Source organism: Nonomuraea sp. KM88 (genome assembly GCF_052245635.1).
In the GTDB taxonomy this organism is placed as follows: domain Bacteria; phylum Actinomycetota; class Actinomycetes; order Streptosporangiales; family Streptosporangiaceae; genus Nonomuraea.
Genome location: NZ_JBQQCC010000006.1, coordinates 398,811 through 410,968, shown reverse-complemented (window position 1 = coordinate 410,968; position 12,158 = coordinate 398,811). Strand labels below are relative to the sequence as shown.

The following is a 12,158-nucleotide window of genomic DNA, read 5'->3' as shown; positions in this document are numbered from 1 at the left end:
CGAGATGCCAGCTCAGCGGGGTGATGGTGGATTGCAGATGATGACCGATGGTTTATCAAGAATGCGGGTCAGGATGACGACGGCTGTTCTGTCCCCGTTGAGTCGCAAATCGCTGCGCAGGCGTTCGATGTCGACGGCTGAGGCGCGCTTCTTGATGGTGACATTTCCGATTTTCCGCTCTCGGAGTGCGGCGCGTAGTTTCTTCAGCGAGAACGGAAGTACGTCGTCTATCTCGTACCTCGCCGCCCATGGGGTGTCCACGGGGTCGTCGCCCGTGATGTACGCGATCATCGGGTCGAGCAGGCGGCCGCCGACGATCTCGGCCACCTCGCCCACGAGGTGCGCGCGGATGGCGGCGCCGTCGGGCTCGTAGACGTACCGGCCCGGCGGGCCCGTGGCGGCCCGGACGCCCGTGGCGGTGAGGGTGTGGCCGCCGGGCAGCAGGGTGGCCCGGCGGTCCGACTTCCGGCCGGCCCCGGTCCAGAGCGTCGCCTCCTTCACCTCGCCCTTGAAGGACACCCACTCGGCCTCCGCCCCTTCGGGGATGAACGTGTAGGGGATGCCGGGGGCGACCTTGAGACAGGCCGCACGAGCCCTGGAGACGAGGTCGAGCACCACCGGCCAGGGCGGCGAGTAGGCCATGGGGTCGAACGTGCGGCCCCTGCTCGTACGCCGTGCCGGGTCGGCGAAGAGCACGTCGTAGCGCTCCGGCTCGACGCCGGCCGCGTCGGCCACGCGCACCGTCACCCGGTCGCCAAGCCCGAGCGCCTCGGCGTTGGCCCTGGCCACGGCGGCGGTCAGCGGGTCGGTGTCGACGGCCTCCACGGCGCAGCCCGCGCGGGCCAGTGCCAGCAGGTCGCCGCCGATGCCGCAGCACGCGTCCGCGACTCTCGGCTCCGGGGCGCGGGCGGCCACCAGGCGGGCGGCGCGGTGCCCGGCGACCTCCGTCCTGGTGGCCTGCTCCAGGCCGTGCGGCGTGAAGTACATCAGCCGGGCGTCCTCGCCGAACTTGGCCGTGGCGCGCTCCCTGAGCCCCGCCTGGGTGAGCGCCGCCGAGGTGAGCGCCGCGTCATACGTCCTACGCAGCCTCGTGGCGGCGGCCACCGGGTCGGCGCCGGCGAGCTCGCCGGCCTCCGCGAGCGCCCGCCGCCCGCGCGGGGTCAGCAGCTCGTTGAAGGCGTCGAGGTCCACGTCACACGACGTTAGCGGCACCGGGGACGTACCCGCGGCGCGGGGATCCGGCCGGAGCGGTGGGGCGCGGGGGATAGCGTGGAACGGTGGCCCGGTCGCTTACCAGAAGATGCCGGGTCGTCAGGACGGCGCGACACGCGCGCTCGCGAATCTCGCGGCAGGAAGATCTTTACGAACCCCTGTATGACCGGCCATTACGCTGATAGCGCCTTGTTGCCGGCACCCTGATCGCTCTCAGCAGACGCGTTCGTGTTGACTGTCAAGCCCCTCTTGCATATGTTTCCTGTTGGCACTCTCCCCTTGAGAGTGCCAACGTGCGACGAGGCAGGTCTGACACCCGCGACGGCAGGCCCAGCTGGTCGCCTCTTCTAGATCATTCAAATCTGAAGGGGAGGTCCGATCGTGACGACCGCCACCAAGGTTCCCGTTAAGCCGCTCGGCGACCGCATTGTGGTTCAGCCGCTTGAGGCCGAGCAGACCACCGCTTCCGGCCTGGTCATCCCGGACACCGCCAAGGAGAAGCCGCAGGAGGGCAAGGTCCTCGCGGTGGGCCCCGGCAACTGGGACGAGGACGGCGACAAGCGGATTCCGCTCGACGTCTCCGAGGGCGACATCGTCCTCTACAGCAAGTACGGCGGCACCGAGGTCAAGTACGGCGGCGAGGAGTACCTCGTGCTCTCCGCCCGCGACGTTCTCGCGATCATCGAGAAGTAAGCCGGTGCGTCGAGCCCCGGGCGCTCCAAGGGGCGACCGGGGCTTTCGACGCTAGGAGAGGACTTTCAGCTATGGCGAAGATCCTGGAGTTCGACGAGGACGCCCGCCGCGCGCTAGAGCGTGGCGTGAACGCCCTCGCGGACGCCGTGAAGGTGACCCTTGGCCCGCGTGGCCGCAACGTCGTCATCGACAAGAAGTTCGGTGCGCCGACGATCACGAACGACGGTGTGACCATCGCTCGTGAGATCGAGCTGGACGAGCGCTACGAAAACCTCGGCGCCCAGCTCGCCAAGGAAGTTGCCACCAAGACCAACGACATCGCCGGTGACGGCACCACCACCGCGACGGTGCTGGCCCAGGCGATGGTCCGCGAGGGCCTGCGCAACGTGGCGGCCGGCGCCTCGCCGCTGTCGCTCAAGCGCGGCATCGACAAGGCCGCCAAGGCGATCAGCGACAAGCTGCTCGCCACCGCCCGGCCGGTCGAGGACAAGAAGGAGATCGCCAACGTTGCGACGATCTCCGCCCAGGACGCTCAGATCGGCGACCTGATCGCCGAGGCGTTCGACAAGGTGGGCAAGGACGGCGTGCTCACCGTCGAAGAGTCCAACGCCATGGGCATGGAGCTCGAGTTCACCGAGGGCATGCAGTTCGACAAGGGCTACCTGTCGGCCTACATGGTGACCGACCCCGAGCGGATGGAGTCCGTCCTCGAGGACGCCTACATCCTGCTCACCCAGGGCAAGATCGCCTCCATCGCGGACTTCCTGCCGCTGCTGGAGAAGATCGCCCAGACGAAGAAGCCGCTGCTCGTGGTCGCCGAGGACGTCGAGGGCGAGGCCCTGGCCGTTCTCGTGACCAACAAGATCCGCGGCACCTTCACCTCCGTGGCCGTCAAGGCCCCGGGCTTCGGCGACCGCCGCAAGGCGATGCTGCAGGACATGGCGATCCTCACCGGCGGCCAGGTCGTCAGCGAGGAGATCGGCCTCAAGCTGGAGCACGTCGGTCTCGAGGTGCTCGGCCAGGCCCGCCGCGTCGTGGTGACGAAGGACAACACCACCATCGTCGACGGCGCCGGCGACGCCCAGGCCATCGAGGACCGCGTCAAGGAGATCAAGATTGCCATCGAGCAGTCCGACTCCGACTGGGACCGCGAGAAGCTGCAGGAGCGCCTGGCCAAGCTCGCCGGCGGTGTGTGCGTGCTGCGTGTCGGCGCCGCCACCGAGGTCGAGCTCAAGGAGAAGAAGCACCGCCTCGAGGACGCGATCTCCGCGACGCGCGCCGCGATCGAGGAGGGCATCGTCTCCGGCGGCGGCACCGCGCTGATCCACGTCGCCAAGGGCCTCGACGACCTCGAGCTGTCCGGCGACGAGGCCACCGGCGTCGGCATCGTGCGCCGCGCGCTGGTCGAGCCGGCCCGCTGGATCGCCGAGAACGCCGGTCTCGAGGGTTACGTGGTCACCCACAAGATCGCCGAGCTGGAGGCCGGTCACGGCCTCAACGCCGCGACCGGCGAATACGGCGACCTGCTCGCGCAGGGCGTCATCGACCCGGTCAAGGTCACCCGGTCGGCGGTGCAGAACGCCGCTTCGATCGCGGGCATGCTGCTCACGACCGAGGCGCTCGTGGTGGACAAGCCCGAGGAGGAGGCCCCGGCCGACGGCCAGGGTCACGGTCACGGCCACGGCCACTGACCGCTTCTCCCGTTTCGCGACACGGCCCGCATCCCCAGGGGGGTGCGGGCCGTTCGCGTTCGCTGAGCTCCTGGCCGGCCCCGGCGACGACGCCCTCCGGGCACGGGCGATCCCTGCGTCGACGCGGTCAGTGGCGTTCATGGCGGCTTGTCCCGGGGTGGAGCGTGGGTCTGTCCGCGGAGGCGGCAGAGGCGGCCCTGGAAGGCGATGGGCCTGCGGTGTCCTTGTCGTGCCCGCCTGGGACGTGCCGTGGTGGGCCTCGCCCTTGCTCGTTCGGATGGGGGCGGTGGTGAGGGCTCGCGGCGCGGGTGGGCGCAGGGTTCTGGGGAGAAGTGGGGGAAAAGGTGGAATAATGCAGTAAACCGGGAGAGGGTGATATGCGTCGGCGGTCTGACAAATGTCGTGCATTCCCGGTTATGGGATGAAACATTATGCCAGCCGTTTCGCCGTAGTGTGCCCATTTGATTACCGATAGTTATCGTCGCTTCAATGTGACCAATCCGTAGCCGTTCGCCATGACGACAGGCCGGATCAGTGCGGGCATCATGCCTATCGTGAGCGAGGGAAGCGTCGCCGACGCCAAAATTGGGGTAAGGCTCGCGTCGAGACTTCCGGCACGGACGGATGACTCCGACCTTAGGGAACTGACGAGCCTCGCCGTGCAGGGAGATCGCAGTGCGATCGAATCTCTGCTCGGCGAGTTGCGTCCGATGGTGGTGCGGTATTGCCGTGCCAGGCTGGGCAGGGTTTCTGGGCAATATCACATTGCCGATGACGTCGCCCAGGAGGTGTGCATCGCGGTCCTGTCCGCGCTGCCGCGTTACCGCGACATGGGGCGGCCGTTCGCCTCCTTCGTGTTCGGGATCGCCTCGCACAAAGTGGCCGACGCGCTGCGGAGCTCCGTGCGCTCGGCCGTTCCGACCCAGGACCTGCCCGACGGGCCTGACGACGGGCCTGGGCCCGAGGAGACGGTGGTCCGCTACATCGAGGTGGAGCACGCGCGCAGGCTGCTGGCCAGGCTGCCGGAGAACCAGCGGGAGTTGTTGCTGTTGCGGGTGGTGTCGGGGCTTTCGGCGGAGGAGACCGGTAATGTACTCGGCATGTCACCGGGTGCGGTCCGCGTCGCCCAGCATCGGGCGCTGGCCAGGTTGCGGCAGATGGCCGAGCTGGAGTCGGCTTGACTCCAGAGCACGAGACCGACGCGCTGCTCGACGCGCTCGGTCGTGGAGAGATGCCTGACCCAGGCGATCCGGCCGCACGGTTGCTGGCCGTGCTGCTCGACGACGTGGATCAGCGGCGCTCCTCCGTGTCGATGACACCATCGACATAGCCTCTGGCGTATTCCCAGCTGACATAGTCGGCCGGGTCAGGGTGGAAGGCCGGCTCGTGGACCTGCGGCTGGCCCTTCTCGATCATCTGTCGCAGGTTGCCGCGCAGCAGCTCCCAGTCGAAGAAGTGCTGCTCGCCGCATTCGGGGCAGTCGAGCACGAGGCCCAGCACTCCCTGCGGTTCGAGCAGGGAGCGGAAGACCTCGACGTCGGCGAGGTCGGTGATGGCCTCGTCGCGTTCGGCCGCGGTGAGTGGTTCGGCGTCGTCTAGGGCGCCCATCGCCGAGGAAGGGTCGTTAGGGTCGTCCGCGAACGGGTCGCGGGGGACGTCTTCCAGCACCTTCCCACCATATGACCGATGCGGCCCGAGCGGTGGATATTACCTCAGCCATCCGCGCCTGGCGGCCTCCACGCCTGCCTGGAAGCGCGATTGGGCGCCCAATTCGGCCATGGCGCCGGCGAACCTGGCGCGTACCGTCCTGACCGAGATGCCGAGCTGGCGGGCTATCGACTCGTCGCACAGGCCCTGGGCGGCCAGGCGCAGCACCTGCGCCATCCCGTCGATCCCGCGCCCCCACGGCAGGGGCGTGGCGCGGCCCCACAACTCGTAGAAGAGCGCGCGGAGCATGCCCACCACGATCGGCGTGCGTACGAGGTAGAAGTGGTAGGCGTGGTCGGGCAGGTTGCCGCCCCAGAACGCGGGCAGGCCGGCCACGTCGGCGCCGGCGGCCATGAACCAGGTCGGCACGCGATCCAGAGTGCGCACCTTGCCGCCGGCTTCGACCAGGCGGGTCAGCAGATCGCGTACGCCTGGGAGTGTCAGCGCGGAAACCGGCAAGATCACATGAACGGCAAGAAGATTTCGTTGCTGCGCATCAATCCATGGATCCGCAAATTTACGAGCAAAATCGCTCATCGTTCGTTCATCCGGGATTGCTGTGTGCAATTCCAGCGTCGGTGACTGCACGGCCATGCCGACCACGCTTTCGAACAGGACGTCGGCCCCGTTCAACATCTCCACCGTGAATGGACCGCTCTGGTAGTCGCGTCCGGCGTCGTAGTCGTGGATCAAACCCCGGATGGAGGCGAGCGCCGAATCGATCATCCGGCTCTCCTCGGCCAGCCGATCGAGCCGCTCGGCGATCACCTGCCCGAGCGCCGCCGCGGGGTGGCGGGCCAGATATTCGCCCGACCGTTCGTCCACCACGCCCAGCTTGACCAGGTCGTCGAGCTGGCTGGTGACCTTCTCGACGGGGCCGTCGATGGCCTGCGCGAGGTCGGTGCGGGTGGCTCTGTGCAGGCGCAGCACCGTCGAGTAGAGAGCCCTCTGGGCAGGGTCGAGGCCCAGCGTCTCGTAGGGGTCAGACGCGGCTCTGGGCTCGTTGCGCATCGTGGGCGGCTCCGTAGGGGGGACACGGGCGTGCCGCGAGAATAACGCCGCATTGCGCCCGTGTCCGCTCGTTCCGCCGACTGGCCGGGGGGAGTGTGCAACTTCGTGCAGTTGCACGTTTTGACCTTGCGATGTGCCGGTGAGTGACCCAGGCTTTACCTAGCGTCGGCATCCCGAAACAGGCATGGCTGCGCCGCCCATCAGGACGCGGAGGGGGGTTCGGTGGTGCGTACGCGCCGCCACGCCTGGATGCCGGTGGCTGGGGGATGGGACGGGTCACCGACCGTTCATCGCCCAGCGCTGTGAGATGCCGGGAGTACGACGGACCGTGGGGGTCATCGTGCTCCCGGCACCAGCGCCGAGCCGTGAGGCCGGGAAAACTTTCTCCCGCGCCGGGCCCGAGGCCATGAATGCGCTTTTGGAGGCAGGCCCTAGACTTGGCTGCATCAGCGCATCGGCAGGAGGGGCCGCAGCATGTCCAAGTTCACCGAGACCGGTCTGACCTTCGACGACGTGCTGCTGGTGCCCGGCTATTCCGATCTCCAACCAGGTGACGCCGACACCAGGTCCCGCCTGTCCCGCGGGGTCACGCTGTCCATCCCGCTGGTCTCCGCCGCCATGGACACCGTGACCGAGGCCCGGATGGCGGTCGCCATGGCGCGGCAGGGCGGCATCGGCATCCTGCACCGCAACCTGTCGGTCGACGAGCAGGCCCAGCAGGTCGATCTGGTCAAGCGCTCGGAGGCCGGCATGGTCACCAATCCGGTGACGTGCAGCCCCGACGACACGCTGGCCGACGTCGAGCGCTTGTGCGCGACCTACCGGATCTCGGGGGTGCCCGTCACCGACGTGTCGGGCACGCTGGTCGGCATCGTGACCAACCGCGACATGCGCTTCGAGACCGACCAGTCACGGCCCGTGCACCAGGTCATGACCAAGATGCCGCTGGTCACCGCGCCGGTGGGGGTGTCGCGTGACGACGCCTTCGCCCTCCTCAGGAAGAACAAGATCGAAAAGCTGCCCCTCGTCGACGCGGAGGGCAGGCTGCGCGGCCTGATCACGGTCAAAGACTTCACCAAGAGCGAGCAGTACCCTCTCTCCACCAAAGACGCCGACGGCCGGCTCATCGTGGGGGCGGCCGTCGGCGTCGGCGGTGACGCGGAGGTGCGGGCCAAGGCGCTGATCGAGGCCGGGGTCGACGTGGTGGTGGTCGACGTGGCCCACGGCCATTCCAAGGGCCTGGCCGAGATGATCGCCAAGATCAAGGCCAACAGCAAGGTCGAGGTCATCGGCGGCAACATCGCGACCAGGGCAGGCGCGCAGATGCTGGTCGACGCGGGTGTCGACGCGGTCAAGGTGGGCGTGGGCCCTGGCTCCATCTGCACCACGCGGGTGGTCGCCGGGGTCGGCGCCCCGCAGGTGACCGCCATCCACGAAGCCTCCAAGGCGTGCGCGCCCGCGGGCGTGCCGGTGATCGGCGACGGTGGCCTGCAATACTCCGGTGACATCGTCAAGGCGATCGCCGCCGGCGCCGACACGGTCATGCTGGGCTCGCTGCTCGCGGGGTGCGAGGAGTCGCCCGGCGAGCTGATCTTCATCAACGGCAAGCAGTTCAAGTCCTACCGAGGCATGGGCTCGCTCGGCGCCGTACGCAACCGCGAGCGCGGCGGCGCCTCCTTCAGCAAAGACCGCTACGCCCAGGCCGACGTCGGCGGCGAGGACAAATACATCCCCGAGGGCATCGAGGGTCAGGTGCCCTATCGCGGTCCGGTGGCGGCCGTCGCCCACCAGCTCATCGGCGGGCTGCGCCAGGGCATGTGGTACGCCGGCTGCCGCACGATCTCGCAGATGCACACCGACTGCGAGCTCATGCCGATCACGGCGGCAGGTCTCAAGGAGAGCCACCCCCACGACATCCAGATGACGGTGGAAGCTCCGAACTATCACAGAAGGTAAGTTGATGACTCAGCAGGTGGAGATCGGCCGGGGCAAGACCGGGCGGCGGGCATACTCGCTTGACGAGATCGGGCTGGTGCCCTCGCGGCGCACCCGTGACCCGGAGGAGGTCTCGATCGCCTGGCAGATCGACGCCTACCGGTTCGAGTTGCCCGTGGTGGTCGCCCCCATGGACAGCGTGGTCTCGCCGGCCACCGCCATCGCGATCGGGCGGCTGGGCGGGCTGGCCCCGCTCGACCTCGAAGGGCTCTGGACCCGTTACGAAGACCCCTCGCCGCTGGTGGAGGAGTGCGCGGCCCTCGACGCGGCGGCGGCGACCAAGCGGCTGCAGGAGATCTACGCGGCGCCGATCCAGGAGGAGCTGATCGGCCGGCGGATCGAGGAGATCCGTGCCTCCGGGGTCACGACCGCCGTGCGGCTGTCGCCGCAGCGCACGGTCCAGTACCACAAGGCCGTGATCGACGCGGGCGTCGACATCTTCGTCATCCGCGGCACGACCGTCTCCGCCGAGCACGTGTCAGGGCGGGCCGAGCCGCTCAACCTCAAGCAGTTCATCTACGAGCTCGACGTGCCGGTCATCGTGGGCGGCTGCGCGACCCACACGGCCGCCCTGCACCTGATGCGCACCGGCGCGGCGGGGGTGCTGGTCGGCTTCGGCGGCGGCGCCTCCCACACGACGCGCAACGTGCTCGGGGTGGCCGTGCCGATGGCCACCGCGATCTCCGACGTCGCCGCGGCCCGGCGCGACTACATGGACGAGTCGGGCGGGCGCTACGTGCACGTGATCGCCGACGGCGGAATGGGCACGTCGGGCGACATCGCCAAGGCCATCGCCTGCGGAGCCGACGCCGTGATGGTGGGTTCGCCGCTGGCCCGTGCCGCGGAGGCGCCCGGCCACGGGTTCCACTGGGGGTCCGAGGCGCACCACCCCGATCTGCCCAGGGGGCGGCGGGTGGAGTTCGGGACGGTGGGGACGCTGGAGCAGATCCTGCACGGGCCGTCGAGCGTGGCCGACGGCTCGATGAACCTCATGGGCGCGCTCAAGCGCACCATGGCCTCCACCGGCTATTCCGACATCAAGGAGTTCCAGCGGGTCGAGGTCGTGGTCGCCCCGACTCATCCCTGACCAGTCATCGTCCCGTCACCGCGGCCCTGCCCGCCCGGCCGCGGTGAAGCTAGTGTTTCGGGCATGGAATCCCTCGAATAGAGAATTGCCCGGCTGGAGACGCAGATCGCCTACCTTCAGCGGCACCTCGGCATCGACCCCGCGCTGATCGACTCCGTTGACCAGGGTTCGCAGTTGCCGCCCGACTTTTACGTGGCGTTGCGGAAGGGGAAGACGATCCAGGCGATCAAGATCTACCGTGAGGCCACCGGGGCGTCGCTGCTGAACGCGAAGAACGCGGTCGAGCAGATGGAGCGGCAGGTCTCCGGCCGGAGGTGAGCTTTTCCGAGGCTGAGCGGGTCTTCCGCGAGGAGTACGGCCGGGCCGTCGCCGTGCTCGTCCGCTCCTTCGGCGACATCGACCTCGCCGAGGAGGCGGTCCAGGAGGCCTTCACCGTGGCGGTGCGCCAGTGGCCGTCCGCGGGGCCGCCGCCGAGCGCGGCCGGGTGGATCATCACCACCGCGCGCAACTGGGCCATCGACCGGCTGCGCAGGGAGTCGGCGCGGTCCGGCAAGCACGCGCAGGCCGCGCTGCTGAACACCGCCGGCGAGCCGGTCGAGCAGGGTCCCGTGCGGGACGACCGGCTGCGGCTGATCTTCACCTGCTGCCACCCCGCGCTCGCGCCCGCCGCCCGGGTGGCGCTGACGCTGCGGCTGCTGGGCGGGCTCGCGACGGCGGAGATAGCCCGCGCGTTCCTGGTGCCCGAGCCGACCATGGCGCAGCGGATCGTGCGGGCCAAGCGCAAGATCAGGGACGCGGGCATCCCTTACCGGGTCCCGTACGAGGCCGACCTGCCCGAGCGGTTGCGGGCCGTGCTCGCCGTGATTTACCTGATCTTCAACGAGGGGTACACGGCCAGCTCGGGTGACCGGCTCGTCCGCGACGATCTCTGCGCGGAGGCCATCAGGCTGGGGCGGTTGCTCGCCGGGCTCATGCCGGAGGAGCCCGAGGTCATGGGGCTGCTGGCGCTGATGTTGCTGATCGAGTCGCGGCGCGCCGCGCGTACGGGGCAGGCCGGCGAGCTGGTGCCCCTGCCCGAGCAGGACCGGACGTTGTGGGACCGGGCGCTCATCGACGAGGGTCAGGCCATCGTGCGGTGGTGCCTGGAGCGGGACACGCCGGGCCCCTACCAGATCCAGGCCGCCGTCAACGCCGTGCACGGCGACGCGCGAACCGCCGAGGACACCGACTGGCGGCAGATCGTGCAGCTCTACGACCTGCTGACGGACTTCGATCCCGGGCCGGTCGTGGCGGTGCACCGGGCGGTCGCCGTGGCCGAGGTGGAGGGTGCGGAGGCGGCGCTGAAACTGCTGGACGGGCCGGCGGCGGACGACTATCACCTGTTCCATGCCGTACGCGCCGATCTGCTGCGGCGGCTGGGACGCGAGCCGGAGGCGGCCGAGGCGTACGCGGCGGCGATCGAACGGGCGAGCAACGAGGTGGAGCGGGACTTCCTGCGGAGCAGGGCGGGAGGGCCCTTCCGCGGGTGATCCGCGAGACCGCCCGGCGTGCGTCAGCGGGTGTAGGTCGTCAGGAGAATGCCGTTGCTGAACGTCTCGGTGCAGGTCAGGGTGAACGTCGTCGGCCGGAACCCGCCGTGGAAGGCGGGGATGCCCGCTCCCGCCACCACCGGGTAACACTTGACGATCAGCTCGTCGATCTCGGGCAGGAGTTGTGCGGCCACGTTGCCGCCGCCGCACAGCCAGATGTCGAGCCCGTCCTCCTGCTTCAGCCGCCGCACCAGGCCGAGCGGGTCGTCCGCCACCAGCTCGACGGCCGGCTCGTCGACGCTCTTGATGGTGCCGGAGATGACGTACTGCTTCATGTGGGCGTAGGGGCTGGTCACGCCCGCCGGCAGGCCGAGCTCGTACGTGCCTCTGCCCATGATCACGGTGTCGAACCGCTGGTTGGGGGCGTCGATGCCGGCCTGGGCCCGGAGCTGGGTTGGCACCGTCTCCGGCATGCGCGTGTTGATCCAGGTCGCCAGGTCGTCGGCCACCGGGTAGAAGTCGTATTCGCCGTTGGGCCCTGCGATGTAGCCGTCGATGGAGGTCGCGACGTAGTACGTGAGCTTGCGCACAACTACTCCTTTTAAAGTACTATGTCTGAAGTGCTTCAAACATAGTACTACAACTGGAGTGATGTCAAAATGGTCAGGCAGAACGTCGCCCGGCGGGCGGCACTGGTCGATGCCGCGATCGAGGTGCTGGCCGAGGAAGGGGCCCGCGGGCTGACGTTCAGGGCGGTGGACGCCCGGGCCGCCGTGCCGACCGGCACCGCGTCCAACTACTTCGCCAGCCGCGACGACCTGCTGACCCAGGCGGGCGGCCGGATCTACGAGCGGCTGCAGCCCGACGCCGCGACCATCGCGGCGAGCCTCGACGGGCCGCGCGACCGCGGCCGGGTGACCGCGCTCATGCACGAGCTCGTCGACCGTATCTCGGCGTTCAGGTCGGGCTATCTGGCGCTGCTGGAGCTACGGCTGGAGGCGACCAGGCGGCCCCGCCTGCGCGAGGTGCTGACCGAGCGGATCCGCGCCGACGTCGAGGCCAACGTGCGCCATCACCGCGAGGCGGGCCTGCCCGGCGACGACACCACCGTGGTGCTGCTCTACCTGGCACTCAACTGGCTGATCGTCGAGCGGCTGACGCTGCCGGACGTGTTCGGCGAGGGGGAGGTGCACGCGCTCGTGAGCGCCGCCGTCGAACGGCTGCTCCCCTAGC

The 12,158-nt window shown here is 69.1% G+C and carries 12 protein-coding genes; 8 read left to right on the top strand and 4 right to left on the bottom strand.

Annotation, left to right across the window (positions count from 1 at the left end; translation table 11 throughout):
• Positions 1-12: 12 nt before the first annotated feature.
• Positions 13-1,191: a class I SAM-dependent methyltransferase gene (locus ACTWPV_RS21250; RefSeq protein ID WP_443153127.1), complete on the bottom strand. Its 1,179-nt coding sequence runs from the start codon at positions 1,189-1,191 to the stop codon at positions 13-15.
• Positions 1,192-1,593: 402 nt separating this feature from the next.
• Here ACTWPV_RS21250 and groES point away from each other — a divergent pair, with 402 nt between their 5' ends.
• The 3 genes from groES (at position 1,594) to ACTWPV_RS21235 (ending at position 4,777) form a co-directional block, all read left to right on the top strand.
• Complete coding sequence (groES, locus tag ACTWPV_RS21245; protein ID WP_043623565.1) at positions 1,594-1,905, top strand: co-chaperone GroES; 312 nt, start codon at positions 1,594-1,596, stop codon at positions 1,903-1,905.
• A gap of 71 nt (positions 1,906-1,976) precedes the next feature.
• A complete protein-coding gene (gene groL, locus ACTWPV_RS21240; protein ID WP_347646511.1) occupies positions 1,977-3,596 on the top strand; it encodes a chaperonin GroEL in 1,620 nt (539 codons plus the stop codon).
• A gap of 545 nt (positions 3,597-4,141) precedes the next feature.
• A complete protein-coding gene (locus ACTWPV_RS21235; protein WP_132334441.1) occupies positions 4,142-4,777 on the top strand; it encodes a sigma-70 family RNA polymerase sigma factor in 636 nt (211 codons plus the stop codon).
• 109 nt (positions 4,778-4,886) lie between these two features.
• Here ACTWPV_RS21235 and ACTWPV_RS21230 read toward each other — a convergent pair whose 3' ends face one another.
• A complete protein-coding gene (locus tag ACTWPV_RS21230; RefSeq protein ID WP_090930411.1) occupies positions 4,887-5,264 on the bottom strand; it encodes a DUF5319 domain-containing protein in 378 nt (125 codons plus the stop codon).
• A gap of 39 nt (positions 5,265-5,303) precedes the next feature.
• A complete protein-coding gene (locus ACTWPV_RS21225; protein ID WP_347646512.1) occupies positions 5,304-6,314 on the bottom strand; it encodes a helix-turn-helix transcriptional regulator in 1,011 nt (336 codons plus the stop codon).
• 474 nt (positions 6,315-6,788) lie between these two features.
• Here ACTWPV_RS21225 and guaB point away from each other — a divergent pair, with 474 nt between their 5' ends.
• The 4 genes from guaB to ACTWPV_RS21205 all read left to right on the top strand — a co-directional run bounded on the left by guaB (position 6,789) and on the right by ACTWPV_RS21205 (position 10,925).
• Positions 6,789-8,270, top strand: coding sequence for an IMP dehydrogenase (gene guaB / locus ACTWPV_RS21220; protein ID WP_347646513.1), 1,482 nt, complete (start codon positions 6,789-6,791; stop codon positions 8,268-8,270).
• A gap of 16 nt (positions 8,271-8,286) precedes the next feature.
• Entirely contained in the window at positions 8,287-9,396 is a 1,110-nt protein-coding gene (locus ACTWPV_RS21215) for a GuaB3 family IMP dehydrogenase-related protein (RefSeq protein WP_443153148.1), read from the top strand.
• A 174-nt stretch (positions 9,397-9,570) separates the two neighbouring features.
• Positions 9,571-9,714 (top strand): hypothetical protein, encoded by a 144-nt coding sequence (locus ACTWPV_RS21210; RefSeq protein WP_443153126.1) that lies wholly within the window; start codon positions 9,571-9,573, stop codon positions 9,712-9,714.
• Entirely contained in the window at positions 9,711-10,925 is a 1,215-nt protein-coding gene (locus ACTWPV_RS21205; RefSeq protein WP_443153125.1) for an RNA polymerase sigma factor, read from the top strand. Before ACTWPV_RS21210 ends, ACTWPV_RS21205 begins: the two co-directional genes overlap by 4 nt.
• Positions 10,926-10,948: 23 nt before the next feature.
• Here the strand turns inward: ACTWPV_RS21205 and ACTWPV_RS21200 are convergent, their stop codons facing one another.
• Entirely contained in the window at positions 10,949-11,515 is a 567-nt protein-coding gene (locus ACTWPV_RS21200) for a dihydrofolate reductase family protein (RefSeq protein WP_443153124.1), read from the bottom strand.
• Between the two features lie 69 nt (positions 11,516-11,584).
• Between ACTWPV_RS21200 and ACTWPV_RS21195 the strand changes: the two genes are divergently transcribed.
• On the top strand, positions 11,585-12,157 hold the full coding sequence (locus ACTWPV_RS21195) for a TetR/AcrR family transcriptional regulator (protein ID WP_443153123.1): 573 nt from the start codon (positions 11,585-11,587) through the stop codon (positions 12,155-12,157).
• The last annotated feature ends 1 nt before the right edge of the window (position 12,158 follow it).